Here is a 26601-nt window from a genome sequence, read left to right as displayed (position 1 = left end):
CCCTCACCTCCCCGCATCGACGCGGACGCGGCCGAGCGTCACCGCCAGCACCGTCGCCGCCGCCAGCACCAGAACCAGCAGGGTCGCCGCGGCGGAGCCGTAGCCCACATCCTGGAAGTCGATCAGATATTGCCGGGCGTAGACCGACATCGACATGGTGGAGCGGCTGTTGCCGGTCAGCACATACATCAGGTCGAACACGCGCAGCGCGTCCAGCGTGCGGAACAGCACCGCGACCATCAGCGCCGGACGGATCAGCGGCAGCGTGATGCGGACGAACATCTTCACCGGATGCACCCCGTCCACCCGCGCCGCCTCGTAGAGGTCGCGGGGCAGCATCTGGAGCGCGGCCAGGATCAGCAGCGCCATGAAGGGCGTGGACTTCCACACATCGACCGCGATCACCACCGGCAAGGCCAGATCGGGATCGGCGGTCCAGGCCCGCGGCTCGGCGATCAGCCCCAGCCCCATCAGGATCGCGTTCACCACGCCGTAGAGGTCGTGGAACATCCATCCCCACATCTGGGCCGACACCACGGTGGGAATCGCCCAGGGGATCAGGACGGCGGCGCGCAGCAGCCCGCGCCCCGGCAGATGCGCGTTCAGGATCAGCGCGATGCCCAGCCCCAACGCCGTCTCGATCGCCACCGACACGACGGTGAAGACCAGCGTGTTCCAGACCGCCCGCCACCAGACGGGGTCGCGCATCAGCCACAGGTAATTGTCCAGCCCGACTCCCTGGAAGCCGTCCAGCGTGGCGAGCGTCGCGTCGGTGAAGGAGAAGAAGACGGTGCGGAACAACGGCCAGCCGGCCACCCCGGCCAGCACGACCAGCATCGGCAGCAGGAACAGCCACGCCGCCCGGCGCCTCTGCCGCTCCAGGCTGGATTGCGGAAGACCGCTCACCAGCGCCCTCCCCGGCTGATGCGGACCAGAGCCTCCTTGAGGTCCGGCAGCATCGCCTTGGCGTCCTGCCGTCCGGTCAGCACTTCGTGGACGTTGGCGTAGAACTCCGCCGACACCTGGTTGTAGCGCATGCCCGTCGCCTGGGCCGGGCGGTTGACCGCGTGGGCGATGGAATCGGCCAGCGCCGCGAAGAAGGGGTTGGCGGCCACCACCTCCGCATCCTCGTAGAGCGCCGGGATGGTCGGGTTGGAGGCGCCGTGGATGGCCCGGCGCTTCTGCTCGTCCAGGCCGGTCAAATACAACGCCAAGTCCGCGGCCTCATCCGCATGGGCGGAGAATTTGCTGACCGCCAGCATCTGCCCACCCAGCGTAGACGTGTGGCGCCCCTCCGGCCCGCCCTTGGGCAGCAGCACCACGGCGACCTTGCCGCCGACCGCGCTGTCCGCCGCGTTGACCAGCGTCCAGGCGTAGGGCCAGTTGCGCATGAAGACGGCGTTGCCGGACTGGAAGACGCCGCGCGCCTCCTCCTCCATGTAATTGAGAACTCCCGGCGGGCTGATCGAGCCGACCCAGCCACGGGCCATGGCCAGCGCCTCGGCGGCCTGCGGGTTGTCGATGGTGATGGCGCCGTCGGGGGCGACGATGGTGCCGCCGTTGCGGCTGGCGATCCATTCCAGCGCGTTGACGGTCAGCCCCTCATAGGCGCGACCCTGCCAGACATAGCCCCACATCCGGTCGCGCCCGGAGGCGCGCTCCTCGCGCTGGATCAGCGCGGCGGTGTCCTGAAGCTCCTCCCAGGTCTGCGGCACGGGGCGCCCGTGGGCCTCCAGCAAATCCTTGCGGGCGTAGAGGACCCCGGCGTCGGCGAACCAGGGCATCGCGACCAGCCGCCCCTTGACCGTCGCGGCCTCGATCATCGCCGGAAGATGTTGGCCGACGGTGTCCGGCCCGGCGCGGTCCTTCAGATCGATGAAGTAGTTGCCGAGAATGCCCGGCCAGACCACGTCGATCTGGAAGACGTCGATGTCCGGCGACCCGGCGGCGAGAAGCTGCTGGTAGAGCGCCAGCTGCTCGCTCGCCCCCTTGGGCGGGGAGACGAAGCGGACCTCGTTGCCGCTGCGCTGCGCCCACGCCTGCGCGCCGTCGCGGCACAGATCGAAGCTGATGCCGAGTCCGCTGCAGGCGAGAGTCACCGTCGCCCCGGCGGCGGGCAGCGCCGAGGCGGCCGTCAGCATCCCCGCCAAGAGCAACGCGCACCGCCGCGCCATGGAGCCCCTTCCATTCCCGGTCGATCCGGGTCCGGAAGGGAAACTGCAATGGCCGCGGTCGAGTTCCCTGACGCTTATGCCACCGGCCCGTCAGGCGGGCGTGGCGGCTTCCCGGCGGCAGTGCAGCAGACTGAACAGGCCGAAGGGCGGAACGGTCTGCAACTCCTCGACCTTCAGGCGGGAACCGGACATCAGCGTGTCCAGCGTGAAGTCGGGCCGCCAGCCCAGCTTCTTGGAGAAGGGCGCCATCCAGTTCTCGACCGAGCGGCGGATGCCCGGCTTGTCGGCGGCGAAATGGTTGACGATCAGGATGTCGCCGCCGGGACGGCAGACGCGCTCCAGCTCGTTCATCGTGCCCTGCGGGTCGGGGACCACCGTCATCACATACATGGCGACCACGAGGTCGAAGCTGCCGTCGGCGAAGGCCAGCTTGCCGGCGTCCATCTCCAGCAGCCCCTCCACATTCTCCAGCCGCTCGCGGTCCACCCGGTCCTGGGCGACGCGCAGCATCTCGGAGGACAGGTCGATGCCGACGACGCGGTTGTCCTTGCGGTAGTCGGACAGGGAGATGCCCGTGCCCACGCCCACCTCCAGAACGCGCAGGCCGCCCCGCCGGTTGATCCACTTCACGGCGGCGTGCCGGCCCGACGCCAGCAGGTTCCCGAAGACGGGGTCGTAGAAGCGCGCGTAGCGCCGGTAGGCGGCGCGGATGGAGTCGGCGTCCATTGGGTCTCCCTCACGATTCCTGGCGCAGTTTTTTTTCGGCCGCGACCATAGCGGCCTTTCGCACCACAGGAAAGCCGCAGCACGCCCCCATGTTCCATGCCGGCGCGCACTTCCCTGTCCGTTCCCAAGCGTCATCACATGTGCGGCACGGCGGTTGACACCACCATCAACATGACTCATGGTGCGCGCGCGACCACCCCAAATAAGGGATGCCCCCGTGGCCCACGAGATGAGCGGCGAGGAGCTGCGCCGCTACCGCGAACAGCGCGGCATGAACCAGCAGGCTCTGGTCGGCTGGCTGAACGAACGGCTGAACCGGCGTTACGACCGCGCCAAGATCTCCCGCTGGGAAACCGGGGCGGAGCGGATTCCGCAGATCGTCGCGGGCGCCCTGAAGACCGCGACGGAGCCGGTGGGCATCCCCGCCGCCGCGGTGCGGGCGGCCCCGGTGGTGTTCTGCGCCGCCAACCAGAAGGGCGGGGTCGCCAAGACGACCACCTGCGTCAACGTCGCGTGGCTGCTCGCCCAGTCGGGCCGCCGTGTGCTGCTGATCGACTGCGACCCGCAGGCCAACGCCACCGTGCATCTGGGCGTCGATCCGCACGAGCGGGAGCTGGCCAAAGCGACCCTGACCCACGCCCTGAAGGCCAGCCGCCCGATGAAGGAGTTCATGACTCCGGTCTGCGACGGGGCCTTCGATCTTCTGCCCTCTTCCATCTCGCTGGCGGCGGCCGACCGGGAGCTGCTGCGCCAGCCCAACGGCACGCTGATCCTGCGCGCCAAGATCGCGCAGCTCGCCGGCCTGTACGACTTCGTGGTGCTCGACTGCCCGCCGCATCTGGGCGAGCTGACCGTCTCGGTGCTGAACGCCGCCGACCAGCTGCTGATTCCGACCCAGACGGAGATGCTGTCGATGATGGGCATCCCGCAGCTCTTCGAGACCATCGCCGGCGTGCGCGAGCTGGTGAACCCGCGCCTGCAGATCCTCGGCGTCCTGCCGACCATGTACAGCCCGCGCCGCCTTCAGGACGAGACGGTGATGAAGGAGCTGCGCGAGCTTGCCGCGGCGGAGCAGCTCCGCCTCTTCTCCCCGGTCAAACGCGCCGCCGACTATTCCAAGAGCGTGATGGCCGGGCGCCCCGGCCTCGCCTACAACCCGAACTCCGCCGGCGCGGAGAGCTTCCGCGAGATCGCGGACTCCCTGCTGGCCCTCGCCGGGGAGGAGATGCGCCATGGCGCGTAAGCTCGACACCTCCAACGCCGGCCTGTTCAAGCGGGCGCTCAGCCGCACCGGCAGCGGCGGGGGCAGCAACGCCGCCCTGTTCGGCCTGTCCGGCAAGATGCGCCACCGCGAGATCCCGCTGGAGCAGGTGGAGCCGAACCCCGACCAGCCGCGGCGCAACGCCCGCGGGGCCGACATCGCCGCGCTGGCCGCCTCCATCGGCGAACGGGGCCTGCTGCAGCCGATCAACGTGCGGGAGGTCGCCCCCGACCGCTTCCAGATCGTGGCGGGGGAGCGGCGCTACTGGGCCTTCCATGCGCTGGAGCGAGAGACCATCCCGGCGCTGGTCATCGACACCGACGACGTGCAGGCGCTGGCCCTCATCGAGAACGCCCAGCGTGTCGACCTGCACCCCATCGACCTCGCTTTGACGCTCGCCAAGCTGATCGGCGACAAGGGGCTGACGCAGGAGCAGGCCGCCGTCCTGATCGGCAAGTCGCAGGAATATGTGGCCCGCCTGCTGGGCATCCTGCGCCTGCCCGCCCGCATCATGGAGGAGGCTCCCGATCGGCCCGCCGTCTCTGTCTCCCTTCTCATGGAACTGGCGGAGCTGCCCGACGAGGCGATCCAGCTCGCGCTCTGGAAACGGGCCGGCGACGGCCTGACCGTGAAGGACGTGCGCAACGCCAAGCAGGAGCGCAAGGCGGCTCTCCCGGCCACCCCGTCCGCGGCACCGGCCTTGCGGGCGTTGCGCAGCAATGTGGACAAGATCCACAGCCTGCGCGCGTCGGGCCATGCGCTGGCCGAGGACCAGCGGCAGGAGCTTCGCGAGTTGCGCGACGCCATCGACGCGCTTCTGCGCGAGTGATGCGCGCGGGGGCGGCGAAGAATAAAATGGAATTTTTCCGTCACACTTTCGTTTCGCTGGCAGTCATTAGACGGAACTCGACTCTTGCGTGACGCTTGGTCAATGTACGCCATCCGTCTCCAAAAGGTGATGCCATGTCCGATACCGCCGTCGCCGAACCCGCCGCCCCCGCCACCATCCAGCTGCCGGCCGTTCAGGCGCCGGCGGCACCGTCCGCCCCCCCGCCGAGCGGGGCCGCCGTCATCCAGAACGAACAGGGCAAGGCGAACTCCCTCCTGAACACCATCGCTGACAAGCTGGAGCGGCTGGTCACGCTGACGGTGGTGACCGCGATCGCCGACATCGACGTGGTCCAGGACGATCCCAACCAGGTCGGCTTCACCTGCCGTCCGAAGGCCGGCACGACCATCGAGGCGTTCCAGACCCAGGTCAATCTGGTCACCGGCGACATCGAGAACCTGATCAGCCGCGATTTCGCGACCAACACCGCCTACCACAGCCTGACCGAGTTCCATCTCGCCCAGGTGACCAAGAGCAGCGACATCGTCAGCACCAACCTGAAGGCGATCCGCGATCTGGCCGTCCAGATCTCCGGCCGCCCGAGCTGACCCGGCTCCGGAGCGGCGGGGAACCTTTTCCTCTCTCCGCCGCTCCCCCCACGCTCTCCCCAATCCAGCGCCCTCCCCAATCCAGCAAGGTGGCCGATGTCCCAGTTCGTCGATCTGGCGCGCAACCTTCTCGCGCTCGAAATCAACACCGTGCTGAAAACCGGCATCTCGGCGGAGAAGATGCCGCTGGCGGGGGACGCGCTGATCGATCTGGCGCAGGAATATTATGTCTTCCTGTGCGAACAACTGGACAGCTTCGGCAGCCGCGAGACGGCGACCCTCGCCCCCTGGGCCGGCCGGGTATCGGAAAGCTTCCATTGGGGACTGGCGCCGTTCGCCCCTCCGTCCGAGGCCGCCCAGCCCGATCGCTACGACCCATTCTTCTTCAGCCGCGACCTGCCGGGCAACGACCCCGCGCGCGGCACCACGCTGAAGGTCTTCGACGACCTGCGCGAGGTGGCGAGCTGGCTGCGCGAGATGACCGACCGCACCCTGGACGCCGCCCGGCAGCCCGGCGCCGGCGCCGACGTGGTGTCCGCGGCCGCGATGATCGACCGGGACGCCCCGCCGATCCTGATGCGCATCCAGCGCAACTCCGACCAGATCAACGACGTGCTGCGGCGGCGCGGACTGGACACAGTCAGCTACCTGCGCGGCATGGACGAGGAGATCCGCCGCATGCCGGCGCTCAAGACCGCGGACGTGGTGACCATCCGCAAGGCGTGGGACGTGGGAACCGAACTGGTGGTCATGCAGTCGACCATCCAGATCGACGGCGACGTGGTCACCCGTCTGCTGAAGGGCCGGGACAACGCCGGCAACAGCGTCATGATCGGCGTCCACAAGGACGCGGTCGACGTCTCCTTCCGCTATTGGAGCTTCCTCATCGACGCCTTGGGGCGGTTCGCCGGGAAAGCCGTGAACACCCTGGTGGGAGACACGGGGTAGCCCGCTGCGCCGCCGCTTCCTCAGCGACCTGCCGCACGGCTTCACCTGGAGGCGCGACGCCCTGGCCGAGATGGTCGGGCGCCTGCGCCGCGGCAAGGCCGGCCTGATCCCGCGGCGCGGGCATGGCATAGCCCTGGCCCTCCAGTTCTTCGCACAGGGCGGGCGGACGATCGGCCTGCGCGTGCCGGTGGCAGCGCCATCATCCGGCGGCGGTGATGGTGGTCTGCGCACCATCCCGGTCCGTGTGTCGATCCAGCCCGACGGCGACGTCCTGGTCGCGCTGCCCCGCGCCGCGGTCGAGGACGGGCGGTTCGACGCAGCGGCGGCGCGGCGCCTGACCGCGCAGCTGCGCCGGCTGGTGGGACGGGTCACCACGACGAACCCGCTGTGGGGTATCGACGCGCTGCAGGCGCTGGGAGAGGCCGTCACCGCCGTGGCCGGGCTGTGCAGCGGCGGCGTCCTGCTGTGGAACGGCTTCGAGCAGATGACCGCCGGGCGGTGGGCGCACAGCGGCGCGACGCTCGCCCTTCTGGCCGCTCCGGCCGCTCTGGCGAAGCTGCGGCCCTGGCTTCTCGGGGCGGTGGCGCCCAGGCTGTTCCCGCTCGCCATCAAGACCGGCGAGCGAATCCTTCGGATTTGAGCCGAATCCGACTGGTCACACCACTTGGTGCGGTGCAGTAAGGCGCTGAAAATTCATTTCTTATTGACATTCCTGTGAAAAATCGCACCCGCTCGCATCTGCGATGTTGCAGCGCATTGGCCCGGGGCCGGACTTGTTCTATGTTATGTCTGCCGCCGCGGTTGATGGCTCCTCCATAAGGACCATCGGCACGACAGCATCCGTAACAAGAAGCAACCCCTTTGCTTCTGCGGTTCACCAGCGGGCTTGCCTCACCAGGAGCTGGCCGTTTCTATTACTGGAGCGATTGTAATGTCTCAGAAGATCGCGCTCGTCACCGGTGCCATGGGCGGTCTCGGCACCGCCATCTGCCAGGCCCTGGCCAAGGACGGTTGCATCGTGGCGGCGAACTGCCTGCCGAACTTCGAGCCGGCCGCCGCCTGGCTGGGCCAGCAGGAAGCCCTCGGCTTCAAGTTCTACGTGGCGGAAGGCGACGTTTCCGACTTCGAAAGCTGCAAGGCGATGGTCGCCAAGATCGAGGCCGACCTGGGTCCGGTGGACATCCTGGTGAACAACGCCGGCATCACCCGCGACAAGTTCTTCGCGAAGATGGAAAAGGCTCAGTGGGATGCGGTCATCGCCACCAACCTGAGCAGCCTGTTCAACGTCACCCAGCAGGTGTCGGCGAAGATGGCCGAGCGCGGCTGGGGCCGCATCATCAACATCTCCTCGGTGAACGGCGTGAAGGGTCAGGCCGGCCAGACCAACTATTCGGCCGCCAAGGCCGGCGTGATCGGCTTCACCAAGGCGCTGGCCGCCGAGCTGGCGACCAAGGGCGTCACCGTCAACGCCATCGCGCCGGGCTACATCGGCACCGACATGGTCATGGCGATCCGTGAGGACATCCGCCAGGCGATCACCGACAGCGTTCCGATGAAGCGCCTGGGCCGTCCGGACGAGATCGGCGGCGCGGTGTCCTACCTCGCGTCGGAGATCGCCGGCTACGTCACCGGCTCGACCCTGAACATCAACGGCGGCCTGAACTACCAGTAAGGCACCGGCCGTCCGGCGCCGGCGGCAAACCGCCCAGCCGGCAAGCACACGGCCCGTTCCCGGCCTGACCGGGGACGGGCCGTGTGCCTTTCGCTCTCCGTCATATTCCTTCACGGTAAAACGCCCGGGATCGGGCGGACCGTTCGCGCCGCGCACCTCCCCTTTGCGCCACGGCTTCGGTAACGGCCGATCATCTGAACAGTATACTCCCGCAGATTTCCTGTTGAATCCGTTCGGGCCCCTGTATCCGTGCCCTCCAGCGGGTATGCTCCGCAGCAGCACGCAAGTTGCGTCCTGAGACCGCACCGCGCTCGTCTTCCGGAATCAACAGACGTCGAGAACCCGCACATGGGAATCCCCCATGCGGGAAGGGAGGAATCGTGCCTGAAACGCCGACAACGCACACTCTGCCGGGGGGCGGGTCCGCCCGCCACAGGTCCGGGGCCGATTACGTCTATGGGATCGACATGGTGCGGTTCGCCGCGGCTTTGCTGGTCACCGGCTTTCACCTGACCTGGCGCGACCCGGCGGTTGCCGACGTCATGTGGTCCGGCTGGGCCGGGGTGCAGGTCTTCTTCGTGGTCTCGGGCTTCGTCATCGCGAATTCGGCCAACAACGCCACCCCGGTCGCCTTCATCCGGTCGCGCCTGCTGCGCCTCTATCCGGCGGCCTGGGTCTGCTCCATCCTGTGCCTCGTCGCCCTCGTGCTCATGCCCGGTCCCGACCCGGACCTCGCACGGCGCTTCATCGCCTCCTTCACGCTGGCGCCCGCCGGCCCCTACGTCGCATCGGCCTACTGGACGCTGCCGGTCGAGATCGCCTTCTACGGCGCGGTCTTCCTGCTGCTGCTCAGCGGCCACTTCCACCGGCTGCCGCAATTCGCCCTGGCGCTGGCCGCCGCCAGTTCGGCCTATCTCGGCGTCTACAGCCTGCACGTCTTCGGCGTCGTCAACCTGCCGTTCCTGGAGTTCGAGTACGGCATGCTGAACATGACGCTGCTGCGCCACGGCGTGTTCTTCGCGCTGGGCATCTTCCTGTGGCTGTGGTCGCGCGGCAAGCTGACCCGGACGGGGATGACCGCCGCCCTGCTGGCCCTGGTCGCCGCGCCGCTGGAGATCACCGCCCGGTCGGTGGAGTTCGTGGAGCGCTCGCCCGTCCCGCTGAACCTCGCCGATCTGTGGATGAACCCGCTGCTGATCTGGGGCGCGTCGCTCCTCGCCATCGCCGCCTCGGCGCGCTGGAGGGCGGAGATCGCCACGCTGCCGCCGCCCATCCTGTCGCTGCTGCGCGTGGTCGGGCTGGCCACCTACCCGCTCTACCTGCTGCACGAGGTCATCGGCGGCTCGGCCAAGGCGCTGGCGATGCAGGCCGGGGCCTCCTCGATGGCCGGCGCGGTGACCGGCGGCGCCCTGTCCATCGCCGTGGCCCTGCTGGTCGCCGCGGTCCTGGAACCGGCGGTGCGCGACCGGCTGCGCCGTCTGCTCGACATCCCGCAGGCCGCCTTCTCGGCCCGCCCCGCCTTCAGCACCTTCTACCGCTCCGGCGGAACCGTGTGACCAAACGTCCAACCGTTACCAAACGCTTCCACAAGAAACGATCGCCGTGAATTCCAGGGGAGAAACCTGAATGTACACCGACGCGCTTGGTGGCGATGTCCTGTGCCCCGCGTCCTCCATCGAGATCGACCGGGTCGACCGCAGCGGCTGGTACGCCATTCTCGATGGCTTCGACGACGCCAACATCTTCCAGACCTGGGATTATGGCCGCATCGCCCATGCCGGGCGCGAGTTGAGCCACCTCGTCGTGCGGCGCGACGGGCGTCCGGTGGCGGCGGTTCAGGTGCTGTTGCGCCGCGTGCCGGGCATCGGCGGCCTGGCGCTGGTCATGTGGGGCCCGATGTGGCACCCGCGCGGCCAGGGGCCGGACCACGCCGCCCTGATGACCGCGCTGCACGCGCTGAAGGCGGAATACACGGACCGGCGCGGCCTGCTGCTGCGCCTGCTGCCCCATGTCTCGCAGGCGGACGGGGAGGCGGTGACGGCGGCCCTGGCTTCGCTGGGGATGCGGTTCCGGGAGGAGAAGGCCCCCTACCGCACCTTCATCACCGACCTGAACGCCGACGAGGCCGGCCTGCGCTCCAACCTGTCGCACCACTGGCGGCGCGGGCTGAACAAGGCCGAGCGGATGGGGATTGAGGTCGTCGAGGGCTCCCACACCGAGCTGCTGGAGACCATCGACGACATCTTCGTCGAGACGCAGCGCCGCAAGGGCTTCAAGGCCTACGACAGCCGCACCTTCACCCGCATCAACGAGGCGCTGCCGACGCGGCGGAAGATGCGCGCCTTCCTTGCCATGCATGAGGGGCGGCCGGTGGCCGGCGTGGTGGTGTCGCTGTTCGGCACCACCGGCCAGATGCAGAACTCCGCCACGCTGGAAGCCGGGCTGCGGGTCAACGCCGCCTACCTGCTGCAATGGCGGGCGCTGCTGTGGATCAAGGCGAACGGCGGGCTGCGCTACGACCTGCACGGGGTGAACGCTCAGACCAACCCCGGCGTCTATCAGTTCAAGCGCGGCCTCGCCGGCAAGCATCCGGTCGAGACGGTTCATCTCGGCACCTTCGAGACGCCCGGCCCCCTGCCCAGCCGCCTGCTGGTCCAGGGCGGCGAATCGATGCGCGCCCAGGCCGACCGCTGGAAGACCCAGGCCGGCGCGATGGTGAACCGGCTGCGCAATTGGAAACCGCCCCAGGCCGAACCCACCCCGACGGAGGAGATGGACCCCGCCGACGCCGCCGTGCTGGCGAAGGCGCCGACCGGCCCGGCGTGAGTTTGAGCGGCACCGCCGTGTTATGATCGGCCTGGAACGGAGGCCGGACCCATGACCAGCGATCCCCTGATGATGCAGGAGGCCGCCACCGCCCCCGCGGCGGTGCGGCGCCTGCTCGACTCCGACGCCGAAGCGGTGGCGGCCCTTGCCGACCGGCTGCGGGCCGTGCCGCCACCCTTCGCGATGACGATCGCGCGGGGCAGCAGCGACCACGCCGCCGGCTACGCCCGCTACCTGTTCGAAACGGCGCTGGGGCTGGTCACCGCCTCGGCGGCGCCGTCGGTGGTCACAGCCTACGGCTCCAATCTGCGGGTGAGGGACGCCTTCGTCCTGGCCATCTCCCAATCGGGCCAGAGCCCCGACCTGCTGCGCGTCGCGGACGCGGCGCGGGCCGGCGGCGCTCTGACGGCGGCGCTGGTCAACGCAGAGGACTCGCCGCTGGCGGAGCGGGTCGCCCATCCCTTGCCCCTGCACGCCGGGCCGGAGTTGAGCGTCGCCGCGACCAAGAGCTTCGTCGCCAGCCTCGCCGCCATCGCACGGCTGACCGCCGTCTGGACGGACGACCGCGCGCTTCTCGACGCCCTTTTCCGGTTGCCCCCTTGGCTGGAGCGGGCCGGAGCGGCGGACTGGTCGGCGGCGCTGCCGATCTTGGAGACCGTGTCCAGCCTGCTGATCGTCGCGCGGGGGCGCAGCTATCCCATCGCCCAGGAAATGGCGCTGAAGTTCAAGGAGACCGCCGCCGCCCACGCCGAACCCTTCAGCGCGGCGGAGGTGATGCACGGCCCGATGGCGCTGGTCGAGCCGGGCTTCCCCGTGCTGGTCGTGGCGGTGCGGGACGAGACGCTGGACGGCGTGCTGGACACCGCCCGCGCGCTGAAGCGGGCCGGCGCCCATCTGCTGGTCGCCTCCGCCGAGGAACGGGCGCTTGCCTTGGCCGACACGCCCCTGGCCCTGCCACCGCCGCTGCACCCGGTGCTGGACCCCATCGCGGCGATCCAGGCCTTCTACCCCTTCATGGCCCGGCTGGCGGTGGCGCGCGGCTTCGACCCCGACCGGCCCCGCCATCTGCGCAAGGTCACTCGGACAGTCTGAACGGTCGGCCAGCCCGAACGGCCGGACAGTCTGATTGAATTGCCTCGAATTCGCGGTGATCATTTCGGTGCCGCCGCCACCGCCCGTTGACGCGGCCCGACCGGCTCGCGCTAGGCTTGCCGAAACCACGGCTTGGCAGCGAAACGGGACAGCAGCATGACCATCGGCATCGGCGCGGACGACCTTCTGCGGTTTGAAAGTCTGGGCGACAATTGTGAGTTCGGCTTTGTCCTGCGCCGGTTGTCCTGCGAGGCGGGGAGCCTGTTCCGCTGGGCCTCCATGAAGCCCGACCAGCTCCTGGCCAAGCTGCGCGCCAATTTCGAGGGCATGTACCGGTTCGAGAATCTGTCGCCGCTGCGCACCGGCATGGTGCTGGATTCCGCCTACGGCATCGGCTGGCACAGCGACATGAAGTCCGATGTCACCGGCGGACGCTTGGTCTTCCGCGACGACGAGGCGACGAGGCGCGCGATGCACCGCCGGGAGACGCGCAAGATCCAGTATCTCCAGACCAAGTTCACCGCGCGGGCGGCGATGGGCGGGGTGATCTTCGTCGTGAAGTCGAACCCCGGCATCGCCCCCGCGACCGTCGACGGCCTTTATGAGGCGTTGGCCGCACTGGCGGGCCACGACGACTTCGCCCTGCTCGAGGTTCAGGCGACCGACGACCCCGCCCGGATCGGCCGCGTGGATTGGCAGCGGCCCGGCCTGATGCGCGGCTACGTCACCCGCTTCGCCCCCTACCATCAGGCGGACGACATCGACGCCGCGGCGTGGTTCTCCATCGTCCAGGGCGCGCTGCGCCTGTTCCCCTGTCACGACTGGGCGCAGCGCCACGCCGCCCTGCGCATCGGCACACCGGACGCGCTGGTGCAACTGCGCTTCCCCTTCGGCCCCGATCAGGACATGAGTAAGCCCATCGCGGGCGACCTGCGCGCCGGAACCGCCCGGTTGCTGAACGGCAACAGCTGGTGCCGCCCCTATGAGGGGATGTTCCGCCTGCACGGCCCGGATCCGGAGAAGCCCGGAACCACGCTGCGCTGGACGGGAGTCCACGCGCCCGGCGCCTTCCATCTCGGCGCCACCCTGCGCTGCCCCCTGCGGGACTCCGTCCCGCTCCGCGTCGCGGTTTCCATCGCCGCGGAGGACGGCGCAACGCTGGCCGAGGAGCGGTTCGAGGTGCATCCCGGCCGGGCGACCGACCTCGTGCTGGACGCCCCCGCCCCGAAGGGTCCGCTGACCGTCGCGCTGACGGTGAACGCCCTGCGCCCGCTGACCGAGGGTGAGCGCGCCGTGCTGGACCTCTCGCCGCCCGCCCTGCACCCGGAGCAGGTCCCGGCCGTCGCCCTGCCGGCGAAGGCGGCGTGAGTCGGATCATCCGAGCGGGATGGGCCGGGGTCGCCGCACTGCTGGCGTTCCTGGCCATTCCGGCGCAGGGCGAGACGCCTGTCGGCCCACGCACGCAGCCGCCCTACCCGGACTGGCTGACCAAGCGCATGGAGACGCTGCGGCGGCAGGACCCGAAGGCAATGCTGCTGGGGGATTCCCTGATCGCCGGCTGGCCCCCCGATCTCGCCCACCGGCTGTTCGACGCGGAACCGCTGAATTTCGGGGCCGGGGGCGACACCACGGGAAACCTGCTGTGGCGGGTGCGGCACTCCTTCGGGCCGGGCATGGGGCTGAGGTCCGCGCTGATCCTGGTCGGAACGAACGACCTGCCGAACCGCTCCGCCGCGGAGATCGCCGGCACCATCGGGACCATCGCGGCGGAGGTGAGGCGGTCCGCCCCCGGCGCCTGCGTCACGCTGCTCACCCTGCTGCCGCGGCGCGACGGCAACGCCGCCTTCGCCGAACGCATCATGGACGTGAACCGGCGGCTGGCCGCCCTCGCCGACCCCGGACTGCGCGTGGTGGATGCCAACACCCCGCTGCGCGACGCCTGCCCGGCAGAGGGCGCCTGCCCGCTCTACAAGGACCCGGTGCACCTGACCCGCGCCGGCTATGAGCGTCTGACCGCCATGGTCGGCAAGGCCGGTTGCTAGAAAGATGTCGAAGGCGGCGGGGCTTCGGGATATCTAGGGGCCATGACCAGCGACACCGCCGCCGCCGACCGTACCGGCACCGATTTCGAGATCTTCATCGTCACCGCGCCGGGCCTGGAATCCGTGCTCTGCGCGGAGGTGAAGGCCAAGGGCTTCCGCGACGCCACCGCCATCAAGGGCGGCGTCACCGTCCGCGGCGGCTGGCCGGAGGTCTGGCGGGCGAACCTGGAACTGCGCGGGGCGACCCGCGTGCTGGCCCGCGTCGCCTCCTTCCGCGCCTTCCACCTCGCCCAGCTCGACAAGCGGGCGCGCCGGGTGCCCTGGGCCGAGTTCCTCCGCCCCGACGTGCCGGTCCGCGTCGAGGCGTCCTGCAAGGGCTCGCGCATCTACCACGCCGGGGCGACCGCCCAGCGCATCGAGCGCGCCATCACCGAGGAGCTGGGCGCCCCCATCTCCGCCGAGGCCGAGGTCTCCATCAAGGCCCGCATCGACGACGACCTGTGCACCATCAGCGTCGACGCGTCGGGCGAGTCCCTGCACAAGCGCGGCCACAAGGAAGAGATCCACAAGGCCCCGCTGCGCGAGACGCTGGCCGCGCTGTTCCTGCACCATTGCGGCTTCGACGGCAGCGAACCGGTGGTCGATCCGATGTGCGGGTCCGGCACCTTCGTCATCGAGGCGGCGGAGATCGCCGCCGGCCTCCACCCCGGACGCAGCCGCCGCTTCGCCTTTGAACAGCTCGCCTCCTTCGACGACGCGGCGTGGCAGGCAATGCGCTCCGCGGGCGGAACGGGCGCCGCGCCCGCGGTCCGTTTCTACGGCAGCGACCGCGACGGCGGAGCCATCGCCATGAGCCGCGCCAACGCCGAGCGCGCGGGCGTCGCCGCCCTGACGGACTTCCAGAAGCACGCGGTCAGCGACCTGATGCCGCCGGAGGGTCCGCCGGGCCTCGTCATCGTCAACCCGCCCTACGGCGCGCGGATCGGCGAGAAGAAGCCGCTGTTCGCCCTCTACGGCGCGCTGGGCCAGACCCTGCTGACACGCTTTTCCGGCTGGCGGGTCGGTCTCGTCACCAACGAGGCGTCGCTGGCCCAGGCGACCGGCCTGCCTTTCCAGCCGTCCGGCCCGTCGGTGTCGCACGGCGGCCTGCGCGTGACGCTGCACAGCACCGCCGCCCTTCCCTGACCCCTTCCCGCACCCATTTGTAGAACCATGTCCAACCGCACCGCCCCCCGCCTGCACGCCCCCCGTCTGCAAGCATCGGCCTGCCCGCACGATTGCCCGTCCACCTGCGCGCTGGAGGTCGAGGTGCTGGACGATCGCCGCATCGGGCGCATCCGCGGCGCTGCCGACAACAGCTACACCGCCGGGGTGATTTGCGCGAAGGTCGCCCGTTACGCCGAGCGGGTGCACCATCCCGACCGGCTGACGCAGCCGCTGCGCCGCACCGGTCCCAAGGGCTCCGGCCAGTTTGCGCCGATCTCCTGGGACGAGGCGCTGGACATCGTCGCCGACCGGTTCCTGGAGGCCGAGCGGCAACACGGGCCGGAGACGGTGTGGCCCTACTACTACGCGGGCACCATGGGGCTGGTGCAGCGCGACGGCATCAACCGGCTGCGCCACGCCCGGCGCTGGTCGGGCTTCTTCGCCACCATCTGCACCAACCCGGCCTGGGCCGGCTGGCTGGCCGGCGCCGGCAAGCTGGCCGGGGCCGACCCGCGTGAGATGGCCAAGTCCGACCTCGTGGTGATCTGGGGCACCAACGCCGTCTCCACCCAGGTCAACGTGATGACCCACGCGGTCCGCGCCCGCAAGGAGCGCGGGGCCAAGATCGCCGTGGTCGACGTCTACCGCACCCCGACCATGGAGCAGGCGGACATTTCCCTGCTGATCCGTCCGGGCAGCGACGGGGCGCTGGCTTGCGCGGTGATGCATGTGCTGTTCCGTGACGGGCTGGCCGACCGCGCCTATCTCGCCAGCCACGCCGACGATCCCGCCGGGCTGGAGGCGCATCTCGCCAGCCGCACCCCGGAATGGGCCGAGGCCATCACCGGCCTGCCGGCGGCGGAGATCGAGGCCTTTGCCCGGCTGGTCGGGCGGACGCCACGCAGCTATTTCCGGCTGGGCTACGGCTTCACCCGCTCGCGCAACGGGGCGGTGAACATGCACGCCGCCTCCTGCATCCCGGTGGTCAGCGGCGCTTGGCAGGTCGAGGGCGGCGGGGCCTTCCACTCCAACAGCGGCATCTACGGCTGGAACAAGACGCTGATCGAGGGGCTGGACCTGCGTGACCCGACCGTGCGCATGCTCGACCAGTCGCGCATCGGCCCGATCCTGGAGGGCGACCCGGAGGCGCTGGCCGGCGGCCCGCCGGTGACGGCTCTGCTGATCCAGAACACCAACCCGGTGACCATCGCCCCCGATCAGGCGCGCGTGCGCCGCGGCTTCGCCCGCGACGACCTGTTCGTCTGCGTGCATGAGCAGTTCATGACCGAGACGGCCCGCATGGCCGACATCGTGCTGCCCGCCACCATGTTCCTGGAACATGACGACCTCTATCAGGCCGGCGGCAACCAGCACATCCTGCTCGGGCCCAAGCTGGTCGATCCGCCCGGCGACTGCCGGCCCAACCACGCCGTCATCACGGAGCTGGCGCGGCGGCTGGGCAGCGACTCCCACCCCGGCTTCGCCATGACCGAGCGGGAATTGATCGACGCCACGCTGCGCGCGTCCGGCCACGGCACGCTGGAGGCGCTGGAATCCCAGCGCTTCCTCGACGTGCAGCCGGCTTTCGAGGAGGCGCATTTCGTGAAGGGCTTCCGCTGGCCCGACGGCAAGTTCCGCCTGAAGCCGGACTGGCCCAAGGTGCCCTACGCCGCGCCGTCCACCTTCGGCCCGGTCGATTCGATGCCGACCTTCCCCGACCATTGGGCGGTGACGGAGGAGGCGGACGATGAGCATCCGTTGCGGCTGGTCACCGCGCCGGCCCGCAACTTCCTGAACAGCAGCTTCACCGAGACCCCGACCTCGGCGGGGCGGGAGCGCCGGCCGAGCCTGATGCTGCACCCCGAGGACGCGGCGGAACTGGGCATCGCGGAGGGCGATCGGGTGGAGGCCGTCAACGGGCGCGGCGCGGTGCTCCTGCACGCGCGGCTGTTCGACGGGGTGCGGCGGGGCGTGGTCATCGCCGAATCCATCTGGCCCAACGCCGCGCACGAGGGCGGGCGCGGCATCAACAGCCTGACCGGCGCCGACCCGGTGGCGCCCTTCGGCGGCGCCGCCTTCCACGACAGCCATGTGCGGGTGCGGAAGGCGGCGGAACCCGTTTAGTCAGCCCATTTGGGCGGCGGCAGGGAGCGGAAGGCCTCGCGGAGCGCCTGAGACCAGCCGTCGCTGATCTCCTTGAAGCAGGGGTCGTCCTCGCCGATCCGCCGCCGCGTCTCCAGCTTCAGCGCATCGCGGCGGTACGCGATCAGGTCGAGCGGCAGCCCGACCGTCAGGTTGGAGCGCAGCGTGCTGTCCATGGAGATCAGCACCAGCTTCATCCCCTCCTCCAGCGGCGTGTTGTGGGTCAACGCGCGGTCGAGGATCGGCTTGCCGTACTTGTGTTCCCCGATCTGGAAGAAGGCGTTGTCGGCGGTCGCCTCGATGAAGTTGCCGGCGGCGTAGACGTGGAACAGCCGCACCCGGTCCCCGCGGATCTGACCGCCAAGGATGATGGACAGGTCGAAATCCACCCGCTGCTCCTTCAGCGCGTGGCCGTCCCGCTTCCACACCTGACGCACGGCGGCGCCGACGAGCTGGGCCGCCTGGAACATGCCGTTCACGCTGGAGATGGTCCGGATCTCGCCGTCCAGCTCCACCCCCTCCTGGATCAGCGCGATCACGGACTGGGTCAGCGACAGGTTGCCGGCGGTCATCAGCGCGATCATGCGGTCGCCCGGCTCTTCGAAGACGTGCATCTTGCTGAAGATGGAGATGTGATCCACCCCCGCGTTGGTGCGCGTGTCCGACAGCATCACCAAGCCGTCCTTCAGATACAGGGCGACGCAGTAGGTCATGGTCTGTCCTCTCCCCTCCCAGCGGAAGCCGGACCGCCCACGCGAAAAGGGGCGGCCGGCCGGCCGCCCCAGTGTATGCCGAAAAAACCATCACGCCGCAAACCCATCGCGGGGGACAGGACATCATGCCCCGCCCCTGCGACGTCCCTTGCGGCGTCCGCTCAGCGCTGCTGCCCGCCCTTATCGTCCCGGTCGTCGTCCATGCCCTGCTGCCGCCGGTTCGCCTGGTCCTGCCCCTGCTGCCGGTTCTTCGGGTTGTCCTGGGTCTGCTGCCCCTGCTTCCGCTCGTCCTGGCTGCCCATCTGGTTCGGGTTCCGTTCGTCGGCCATGGTGCTTCCTCCGCAGTGTCGGTTCCGATGCCCGGCGGGCATGACGTGAACCAAGACGGCGATGGTACGCGCTGCCATCGGCCCGCTCCTACATTGGCAGTCGATCATGTCCCGATTCGCGTGGAACTTCCGGGTTGCGGCGCAAGGTCATAGGCTAAAAAATATACACCTCCGGCCACCACGCCCATTGACATCATGCGGGTACGTATGGTCTATCTTTCGTAGCGCTGCGAACAGCGTCAGGCCGGAGTCTAGGGAGGACTCGGTAGTCCGTGAAAGCAGGGGCGCGCCGCACAAAAACAAAGGCGCGCGCACAATGCAACACGCTGCATGCCTCAAGCCCTTGCACCCCCCGCAGGGCTTTGACGGCGGCAGCGTGTTTCACTTTCAGGGCCTTGCTTCACCATCGGACATTGCAGTCGATTGCTGCGGCGCACACGCCTCGTGACACGCTTCGGGCAAAGAAAAAGGCCGCCAGGATTGCTCCGGCGGCCCGAGTCTAGGGAGGAAACGCCCGAAAAGGCGTCAGTGAAACTAATATATTCCGCACCGCAGCATAATTTCAAGCCTTAATCGAACGAATCATCCCGCGTCCATCGGCTCGGCCCCGGCCGCCGCCTTTTCCCCCTGAGCCGCCGCGGGGCGCAGAGCCTGGATGACCGCCACCGCGGTGCGGCGGCTGTGATCGGCCAGCAGGGCCCCCGCCTCCTCGGCGTCGCGGCGGCGGAAGGCCGTCATGAAGCCCGCATGCTCGTCCACCGATTCCTGCCAGCGCCCGGTGTCGTAGTTGGCGAGCGAGCGGGCGCGCAGGATCTTGGCGGCAAAGCCGGCGTAGGTCGCCTCCAGCGCCGGATTGCGGGCCATGGCGACGATCTGGGCGTGGATCTGGCGGTTGGTCAGGAAATAGGCCGCGCGCTCCCCCGCCTCGTGCTGGGTGACCAGCTGGTCGTGCATCCGGTCGAGCTTCGCGAACTCCGCATCGGAGCCGTTGCGGCAGGCGAGCGTCCCGGCCAGCCGTTCCAGCGCGTCCATCACTTCGAAGATCGCGCCGATCTCGTCGGGGTCCACGGGCGCGACAATGGCGCCGCGGTGCGGGCGAAGCTCCACCAGCCCTTCCGATGACAGAACCCGCAGCGCCTCGCGCAACGGCGTGCGGGAAATCCCGAGTTGCTCGCACAGCTGGACCTCGGGGACGCGCACGCCGGGCGGCAACTCCCCGTCCAGGATCATCGCCCGCAGCTCCTCCACCGCGGAATGATGCAGCGTCGCGCGGCGGATCGGCCGGGCCGGCGCCTTCATGGTCTTGATCCTGTCCATCCTGACCCACCACTCCCGAAAGTGCTGCATACTTGGGCATGCATGCCGAAATGATGCGCCATGCCCAAAATTCAGGCAAGACCGTTCCACTGCGGCCGACTTCGCTCAATATGCCCTAAACAGCTGAAAACAGCCAATAAATTGGCGATTATAATATTGTATACAATTTGGCACGGACCTTGCGAAAGGAGGAGGGACGCAACCGCATCGGGAGCACCTCTTTCATGACGTTCCGGTCCCTCACCCTGACGACCGTCACCGCTGCCTTCCTCGCCCTCTCCGCCGCCGCCACCGCTCAGGCGGCCGACGCGGAGAAGCTGAAGCTGGGCTTCGCCAAATGCGCCCATTGCCTGCCGATGGCGCTGACCCCGGAACTCGCCAAGGGCGTGGAGATCGAGGCGATCAACTTCAACTCCGGCAACGACGTGCTGACCGCGCTGGTGTCGAAGAGCATCGACATGGCCCAGGTCACCTACCTGCACTACATCACGGCGCTCGATAAGGGCTTCGACGTGGTGGCCGTGTCCGGTCAGGTGAACGGTGGGTCGGAGATCGTCGTCGGCAAGGGCATCACCCTGAAGGCCGATGATTGGGACGGGCTGAAGACGCTGATCGCCGAGCGCAAGGAGAAGGGCGAGCCGCTGCGCGTCGCGGCGTCCCGCGGCAACGCGCAGGACATCCACATGCGCGGCGCCCTCCAGAAGCACGGCATCAACGTCAACAAGGACGTGCAGTTCATCAACATCCCGAACCCGTCCGACCACGCCGCCGCCCTCCAGCGCGGCGAGGTGGACGTGATCTGCACGGTGGAGCCCTTCGCCTCGCAGATCCGCCAGACCGGCGTCGGCACGCATTTCGCCCTGCCCTATGATCAGGCCGCCGGCAACCTGACCAACCTGATCGTCACCCGCTCCGACGTCATCAAGGACCACCCGAAGGCGGTCGAGGCCACCGTCGGCTCGGTCGTCGCCCTGGTCGACAAGCTGAAGTCCGACCAGACCGTGTGGGTGGACGTCATCAACAAATACACCGGCATGGACAAGGCCGTCGCCGCCGAGGCGCTGAAGAACGCCTCCCCGGATTACGCCATCCACAAGGACAGCACGCTGGCCATCGCCACGATGATGCGCGAGCTGAAGTACATCTCCAACGACGTCACCGCCGCCGCGGAGAAGAACCTGAATTACACCTTCCTCGAAGCCGTCACCAAGAAGCCGAAGAGCGAGCTGGGCTTCTAAGAATTTCCCCTCTCCCCTCCGCTCACGCGCAAACGAAGTTTGCGCTGACGCGGCAGGCGGACCTTTGGTCCGCCGAAAGCGGGGAGAGGGTCAGGGTGAGGGGGTTGCGCTTATGACGGACGTTCCGCCATGCGCACCCCCCTCACCGGCCCTACGGGCCACCCTCTCCCCGGAGGGGAGAGGGCTATGAACATGACGGGATAGGAAAACCGGGCCATGACGGCATTGTCGAAATCCTGGGAGCGCGCCGTCGTTCCCCTCTTCATCCTGGCCGCCTGGGAGGCGTTCTCCCGGTCCGGCTTCCTGCCAGCGGCGCTGCTGCCGGCCCCGTCGGTGGTGCTGCACACCTGGGGCGACTGGATCTTCGGCTTCGACGAGACCTCGCAGGGCAACACGGGGCGCTGGCTCGCCGACGCCCTGTCCAGCGCCACGCGCGTCGCCGCCGGCTATGGCATCGCGGTGGTCAGCGGCGTCCTGCTGGGCATCGCCATCGGCTGGTGGCGCTGGGTCGAGCGGACGGTGGAGCCGACGCTCCAGATGCTCCGCCCGGTGCCGCCGGTGTCGTGGATCCCGCTGGCGATCATCTGGTTCGGCATCGCCAACAAGCCGGCCATCTTCCTGGTCTTCCTCGGTGCCTTCTTCCCGATCCTGATGAACACCATCCACGGGGTGAAGACCGCCGACCGCAACCTGATCCGCGCCGCCTCGATGATGGGTGCCACGGAGCAGCAGCTTCTGCGCCACGTCGTGTTCCCGGCGGCCCTGCCCAGCATCTTCGCCGGCCTGCGCATCGGCATCGGCGCGGCCTGGATGCTGACCGTCACGGCGGAGATGGTCGCGGTGAAGAGCGGCCTCGGCTACGTGCTGTGGGACAGCTACTACTTCCTGCGCTACGACCTCGTGCTCGCCGCGATGGCCAGCATCGGCCTGCTCGGCTACGCGACCGACGCCCTCATCAAGGTCCTGATGTCCGCCGCGCTGCACTGGCAGCACGGCTCCACGCTCCAAAGCCGGGAGGGCTGAGCGATGGCTTCCATCGAGCTTCGCAACATCACCAAGATCTTCCGCGACGCCAAGCGCAAGCGCGACCTGCTGGCCATCGACGACGTCAGCCTGTCGGTTGAGAAGAACGAGTTCCTCTGCCTGCTCGGCTCGTCGGGCTGCGGCAAGTCCACGCTGCTGAACATGATCGCCGGCTTCGAGAAGCCGACCGAGGGCACCGTGACGGTGGGGGGCAAGGCCGTAGACGGCCCCGGCGCCGACCGCGGCATGGTCTTCCAGCAGGCCAACCTGATGCCCTGGCTGCCGGTGTGGGAGAACGTCGCCTTCCACCTGCGCCTGAAGGGCTGGCGCAAGGCCGACCGGCGCGACGCCGCCCAGGAATACATCGACATGGTCGGCCTGCGCGGCTTCGAGAACCATTTCCCGGCGGAGCTGTCGGGCGGCATGAGCCAGCGCGTCGGCATCGCCCGCGCTCTTCTGCTGAACCCGCAGGTCATCCTGATGGACGAGCCCTTCGCGGCGCTCGACGCCCAGACCAAGATGGACATGCAGGAGGAACTGGTCGCCATCTGGCAGAAGCAGCGCTGCACCGTCGTCTTCGTCACCCACAGCGTGGACGAGGCGCTGGTGCTGGGCACACGCGTCGCCGTGATGACCAGCCGTCCGGGCCGCATCCGCGAGCTGATCGCGCTCGACCTGCCGCGCCCGCGCGACACCACCGGCCCGCGCTTCAACGACCACAAGCGCCACATCCTCAACCTGATCCGTGAGGAGGGCATGCAGCAACGGCAGGCCGCCGTCGCGTGACCGGCCGGCTCGATCTGCTGCTGACCGGCGTCACCGCCCTGACCGGGGAGGCCGTCGGCAGCGTCGTGGACGACGCCACCATCGGCATCCGCGACGGCCGCATCGTCCATCTCGCCCCGGCATCGCAGGGGCTTCCCGCCGCCGCCGAGGTCCGCCACCTGCCGGGGCGGGTGGTCACGCCGGGCTTCGTCAACGCGCACCTGCACGCCGTCCTGGTGATGGTGCGCGGCGTCGCCGCCGATCTCGGCTTCGCCCCCTCCTACACGCCGGGCGTGCCCAAGGGCACCGACGCCACGCCTGAGGAGGCCCGCGCGCTGGCCCGGCTGGGCGCGGTGGAGGCCCTGCTGTCCGGCTCGACGCTGATCTGCGACCATTTCGTTCACGCCGACGCGACGCTCGACGCCATCGCCGAGCTTGGCCTGCGCGTCCATGCGAGCTGGCGCGTCCATGACGTGGACTTCGCCCGCGTGGCCCAGGGCGAATGGCGATTCGACCCGGCCATCGGCTCCGACCTGCTGCTGCGGACACTGGATCTGCACGCCCGCTGGAACGGCGCCAACGGCGGGCGCATCCGCGTGCAGATGGCCGCCCACGCGCCGGACACCTGCTCCCCCGCCTTTCTGCGCACCTTGGCGGACGAGGCTGCGGCGCGCTCCATGCGCGTCAACACCCATCTGGCGCAGAGCCGGGTGGAGGTGGAGCGGGTGAAGGCCTCCACCGGCCTGACCCCGGCGGAACTGCTGGACGAGTGCGGGCTGATGAACGACCGGCTGCTCGCCACCCACTGCCTCTATGTGGATGACGGCGACATCGCCCGCCTCGCCCGCGCCGGGGCGCACGCGGTGCATGTGCCGAAATGCAACGCCGCCTCGGGCCGGCTGGCGCCGACGCCGAAGCTGAAGGAGGCCGGCGTGAACCTTGCGCTGTGCACCGACACGCAGCACGGCGACATGGTGGAGGCGATGCGCTGGGCGCTCGCCACCGCGCGCATCCAGCAGGGCGGGGTCACTGCCGCCTGGCAGCCCACCGACGTGTTCCGCATGGCGACGCTGGGCGGCGCGCAGGCGGTGGGCATGGCCGAGGAGATCGGCACGCTGGCCGTGGGGAAGCTGGCCGACCTCGTGGTCTTCGACGCCCGACGCCCGCATCTGCGCCCGCTGATGAACCCGCTCGGCACGCTCGTCCACACCGCGCAGGGCCGCGACGTGGAGATGGTGCTGGTGGACGGCGAAACCCTGGTCGCGGACGGGCGCCCCGTCCGCGCCGACCTGAACGAGATCTGCACCGAGGCCGACAAGGCCGCCCGCGCGCTGTGGGCGCGCGCCTGACCGAGAGAACCATGGATATGAGCAACCGCGTCCTTCTGGGCATGCTGACCCCCTCCTCCAACACGGTGCTGGAGCCCGTCACCTCCGCAATGCTGAGCGGCCTGCCGGAGGTGACCGCCCATTTCGGGCGCTTCACGGTGAAGGAGATTTCCCTGCGCGCCGCGGCGCTGGACCAGTTCACCGACGCGCCCTTTTTGGACGCCGCCCGGCTGCTCGCCGACGCCCGGCTGAACGTGATCGGCTGGAACGGCACCTCGGCCGGCTGGCTGGGCTTCGCGGCCGACGAGAAGCTGTGCGCCTCCATCGAGGCGGAGACGGGCATCCCCGCCTGCACCTCCATGCTCGCGCTGAACGAGATTCTGGAGACGACCGGGCGCAAGCGCTTCGCCATCGTCAGCCCCTATCTGCACGAGATCCAGGAGAAGATGGTCGCCAACTATAACGCCGCCGGGTTCGAGGTGGTGGCGGAGCGGCACCTGAACGACCGCGGCAACTTCTCCTTCTCCGAGGTCACCGAGGAGACCATCGAGCGGATGTGCATGGAGGTCGCGGAGTCCAAGCCGGAGGCGATCGCCATCGTCTGCACCAACATGCGCGGCGCCCCGGTGGCCGAGCGCATGGAGAAGGCGCTGGGCATCCCCGTCTACGACACGGTGTCCACGGTGGTGTGGAAGGCGCTGCGCATGACCGGCGTGGACACCCGCCGCGTCGAGGGCTGGGGCAGCCTGTTCCACGAGCTGCATGGCTGAGCGGAGTATTGCCCCCACCCCGGCCCTCCCCCGCTTCGCGGGAGAGGGTGCCTTCTGCGGAGCGGCGGCCGTCCCCTCCCCTGCGTCAGCGGGGGAGGGTTAGGGAGGGGGCAAAACGTCACGATGGGAGAAAAGGACATGAACTTCGATCTGGTCATCCGCAACGGCACGGTCGCCACCGCGTCGGACGTGTTCAAGGCCGATGTCGGCGTGCGCGGCGGGCGGATCGCCGCGCTGGGCGAGGGGATGGCCGCCGGGCGGGAGGAGATCGACGCCGCCGGCCTGCTCGTCCTGCCGGGCGGGGTGGACGGCCACGTCCATTTCGACCAGCCGACCGGCGACGAGTCGGTCATGGCCGACGATTTCCTGACCGGCACCCGCTCGGCGGCCTTCGGCGGCACCACGACCGTGCTGCCCTTCGCCTGCCAGGAGAAGGGCAAGACGCTGCGCGCCGCGGTGGACGACTATCACCGCCGCGCCGCCGGGAAGCCGCTGATCGACTACGCCTTCCACCTCATCGTCACCGACCCCACCGAACAGGTTCTCGGCCAGGAGTTGCCGGCGCTGATCCGCGAGGGCTACACGTCCTTCAAGATCTACATGACCTACGACGCGCTGAAGCTGAACGACCGCCAGATCCTGGAGGTGCTGGACATCGCCCGCGCCGAGGGCGCCATGGTCATGATGCACGCGGAGAACGCTGACTGCATCGCCTGGCTGACCGAGAAGCTGGAGCGCGCCGGCCAGACCGCCCCTTATTTCCACGGCGTCTCCCGCCCCCGCGTGGCGGAGCGCGAGGCCACCCACCGCGCCATCTCCCTGGCGGAGCTGGTGGACGTGCCGATCCTGATCGTCCATGTCTCCGGCGCCGACGCGGTGGAGCAGATCCGCTGGGCGCAGGGGCGCGGCCTGCGCATTTACGCCGAGACCTGCCCGCAATACCTGTTCCTGACCGCCGATGACCTCGGCGGGGAAGGGTTCGAGGGGGCCAAGTGCATCTGCTCGCCGCCGCCGCGCGATGCCGCGAACCAGAAGGTGATCTGGGACGGGCTGACCGGCGGCGCCTTCCAGGTCTTCTCCTCCGACCACGCGCCCTTCCGCTTCGACGGGCCGGGCGGCAAGAAGGTGCATGGCGAACAGGCGCCCTTCCGCTGCGTCCCCAACGGCATTCCCGGCGTGGAGACGCGCCTGCCGCTGCTCTTCTCCGAAGGCGTGATGAAGGGCCGGATGGAGCTGACCAAGTTCGTCGAGCTGACCGCCGCCAACCCCGCCCGCATGTACGGCCTGCACCCGCGCAAGGGCACCATCGCGGTGGGGGCGGACGCCGACATCGCCCTGTGGGACCCGTCGCGCACGGTCACCATCACCAACGACATCCTGCACCACAATGTGGACTACACGCCCTATGAGGGGATCGAGGTCACCGGCTGGCCGGTCGTCACGCTGTCCCGCGGCGCGGTGATCTGCCGCGACGGCGAACTGCTGGCCGAGCCGGGCCGCGGCGAGTTCCTGCCCTGCGGCCTGCCCGCCGCGGCGCGGCCCAAGGGCTCGCCCGCCCCCATCCTGCCGTTCTAAACTCGGCCCGCCGCAAC

General features: G+C 69.2%; 25 protein-coding genes. 19 read left to right on the top strand and 6 right to left on the bottom strand.

What is annotated here, in order from left to right:
- Positions 1–3: 3 nt before the first annotated feature.
- The 3 genes from D3869_RS23285 to D3869_RS23275 form a co-directional block, all read right to left on the bottom strand.
- Positions 4–837 (bottom strand): carbohydrate ABC transporter permease, encoded by an 834-nt coding sequence (locus D3869_RS23285; RefSeq protein ID WP_175426614.1) that lies wholly within the window; start codon positions 835–837, stop codon positions 4–6.
- Positions 838–902: 65 nt separating this feature from the next.
- The gene (locus D3869_RS23280) at positions 903–2174 is read right to left on the bottom strand and encodes an ABC transporter substrate-binding protein (RefSeq protein WP_137142199.1); all 1272 of its coding nucleotides are present in this window, start codon (positions 2172–2174) and stop codon (positions 903–905) included.
- Between the two features lie 90 nt (positions 2175–2264).
- Complete coding sequence (locus D3869_RS23275) at positions 2265–2900, bottom strand: class I SAM-dependent methyltransferase (protein WP_014242457.1); 636 nt, start codon at positions 2898–2900, stop codon at positions 2265–2267.
- 217 nt (positions 2901–3117) lie between these two features.
- Here D3869_RS23275 and D3869_RS23270 point away from each other — a divergent pair, with 217 nt between their 5' ends.
- From D3869_RS23270 to D3869_RS23205, 13 genes are all read left to right on the top strand, one after another.
- Positions 3118–4143 carry an AAA family ATPase gene (locus tag D3869_RS23270; protein WP_137142198.1) on the top strand — a complete coding sequence of 342 codons (1026 nt, stop codon included), beginning with the start codon at positions 3118–3120 and terminating at the stop codon, positions 4141–4143.
- Positions 4133–4990, top strand: coding sequence for a ParB/RepB/Spo0J family partition protein (locus D3869_RS23265; RefSeq protein WP_137142197.1), 858 nt, complete (start codon positions 4133–4135; stop codon positions 4988–4990). The genes D3869_RS23270 and D3869_RS23265 overlap by 11 nt, the downstream gene beginning before the upstream one ends.
- Positions 4991–5124: 134 nt before the next feature.
- On the top strand, positions 5125–5598 hold the full coding sequence (locus tag D3869_RS23260) for a hypothetical protein (RefSeq protein WP_137142196.1): 474 nt from the start codon (positions 5125–5127) through the stop codon (positions 5596–5598).
- A gap of 96 nt (positions 5599–5694) precedes the next feature.
- Positions 5695–6546 carry a hypothetical protein gene (locus tag D3869_RS23255; protein WP_137142195.1) on the top strand — a complete coding sequence of 284 codons (852 nt, stop codon included), beginning with the start codon at positions 5695–5697 and terminating at the stop codon, positions 6544–6546.
- Between the two features lie 70 nt (positions 6547–6616).
- The gene (locus D3869_RS23250) at positions 6617–7186 is read left to right on the top strand and encodes a hypothetical protein (RefSeq protein ID WP_137142194.1); all 570 of its coding nucleotides are present in this window, start codon (positions 6617–6619) and stop codon (positions 7184–7186) included.
- A 291-nt stretch (positions 7187–7477) separates the two neighbouring features.
- Complete coding sequence (locus tag D3869_RS23245; RefSeq protein ID WP_137142193.1) at positions 7478–8218, top strand: beta-ketoacyl-ACP reductase; 741 nt, start codon at positions 7478–7480, stop codon at positions 8216–8218.
- Positions 8219–8598: 380 nt separating this feature from the next.
- A complete protein-coding gene (locus D3869_RS23235; protein WP_137142191.1) occupies positions 8599–9774 on the top strand; it encodes an acyltransferase family protein in 1176 nt (391 codons plus the stop codon).
- A gap of 70 nt (positions 9775–9844) precedes the next feature.
- A complete protein-coding gene (locus tag D3869_RS23230; RefSeq protein ID WP_137142190.1) occupies positions 9845–11044 on the top strand; it encodes a lipid II:glycine glycyltransferase FemX in 1200 nt (399 codons plus the stop codon).
- 51 nt (positions 11045–11095) lie between these two features.
- On the top strand, positions 11096–12136 hold the full coding sequence (locus tag D3869_RS23225) for an SIS domain-containing protein (protein WP_137142189.1): 1041 nt from the start codon (positions 11096–11098) through the stop codon (positions 12134–12136).
- Positions 12137–12292: 156 nt separating this feature from the next.
- Positions 12293–13504, top strand: coding sequence for a hypothetical protein (locus D3869_RS23220; RefSeq protein ID WP_137142188.1), 1212 nt, complete (start codon positions 12293–12295; stop codon positions 13502–13504).
- A complete protein-coding gene (locus tag D3869_RS23215; protein ID WP_137142187.1) occupies positions 13501–14178 on the top strand; it encodes a GDSL-type esterase/lipase family protein in 678 nt (225 codons plus the stop codon). The genes D3869_RS23220 and D3869_RS23215 overlap by 4 nt, the downstream gene beginning before the upstream one ends.
- A gap of 42 nt (positions 14179–14220) precedes the next feature.
- Positions 14221–15363, top strand: coding sequence for a THUMP domain-containing class I SAM-dependent RNA methyltransferase (locus D3869_RS23210; protein WP_137142186.1), 1143 nt, complete (start codon positions 14221–14223; stop codon positions 15361–15363).
- A 27-nt stretch (positions 15364–15390) separates the two neighbouring features.
- A complete protein-coding gene (locus tag D3869_RS23205) occupies positions 15391–17508 on the top strand; it encodes a molybdopterin-containing oxidoreductase family protein (RefSeq protein WP_137142185.1) in 2118 nt (705 codons plus the stop codon).
- Here the strand turns inward: D3869_RS23205 and D3869_RS23200 are convergent.
- From D3869_RS23200 to D3869_RS23195, 3 genes are all read right to left on the bottom strand, one after another.
- Positions 17505–18239, bottom strand: a complete 735-nt coding sequence (locus D3869_RS23200) for a proteasome-type protease (protein ID WP_137142184.1) — start codon at positions 18237–18239, stop codon at positions 17505–17507. The two genes, D3869_RS23205 and D3869_RS23200, sit on opposite strands and share 4 nt — an antisense overlap.
- Before the next feature lie 161 nt (positions 18240–18400).
- A complete protein-coding gene (locus tag D3869_RS33225) occupies positions 18401–18568 on the bottom strand; it encodes a hypothetical protein (RefSeq protein ID WP_175426583.1) in 168 nt (55 codons plus the stop codon).
- A gap of 582 nt (positions 18569–19150) precedes the next feature.
- Positions 19151–19885, bottom strand: coding sequence for a GntR family transcriptional regulator (locus tag D3869_RS23195; RefSeq protein ID WP_247895994.1), 735 nt, complete (start codon positions 19883–19885; stop codon positions 19151–19153).
- A gap of 224 nt (positions 19886–20109) precedes the next feature.
- Between D3869_RS23195 and D3869_RS23190 the strand changes: the two genes are divergently transcribed.
- The 6 genes from D3869_RS23190 (at position 20110) to hydA (ending at position 26584) form a co-directional block, all read left to right on the top strand.
- Positions 20110–21123 carry an ABC transporter substrate-binding protein gene (locus D3869_RS23190; protein ID WP_137142183.1) on the top strand — a complete coding sequence of 338 codons (1014 nt, stop codon included), beginning with the start codon at positions 20110–20112 and terminating at the stop codon, positions 21121–21123.
- A 216-nt stretch (positions 21124–21339) separates the two neighbouring features.
- Positions 21340–22146, top strand: coding sequence for an ABC transporter permease (locus D3869_RS23185; RefSeq protein WP_094304680.1), 807 nt, complete (start codon positions 21340–21342; stop codon positions 22144–22146).
- A gap of 3 nt (positions 22147–22149) precedes the next feature.
- Positions 22150–22932 carry an ABC transporter ATP-binding protein gene (locus D3869_RS23180; protein WP_137117753.1) on the top strand — a complete coding sequence of 261 codons (783 nt, stop codon included), beginning with the start codon at positions 22150–22152 and terminating at the stop codon, positions 22930–22932.
- Entirely contained in the window at positions 22929–24260 is a 1332-nt protein-coding gene (locus D3869_RS23175) for an amidohydrolase family protein (protein WP_137142182.1), read from the top strand. The genes D3869_RS23180 and D3869_RS23175 overlap by 4 nt, the downstream gene beginning before the upstream one ends.
- A gap of 17 nt (positions 24261–24277) precedes the next feature.
- Complete coding sequence (locus D3869_RS23170; RefSeq protein WP_137142181.1) at positions 24278–25009, top strand: maleate cis-trans isomerase family protein; 732 nt, start codon at positions 24278–24280, stop codon at positions 25007–25009.
- A 138-nt stretch (positions 25010–25147) separates the two neighbouring features.
- Positions 25148–26584, top strand: a complete 1437-nt coding sequence (gene hydA, locus D3869_RS23160; protein ID WP_247895993.1) for a dihydropyrimidinase — start codon at positions 25148–25150, stop codon at positions 26582–26584.
- The last annotated feature ends 17 nt before the right edge of the window (positions 26585–26601 follow it).

Origin of the sequence: Azospirillum brasilense, assembly GCF_005222205.1 — a bacterium.
Classification (GTDB): domain Bacteria; phylum Pseudomonadota; class Alphaproteobacteria; order Azospirillales; family Azospirillaceae; genus Azospirillum; species Azospirillum brasilense_G.
This window is presented reverse-complemented; position numbering and strand designations above follow the sequence as displayed.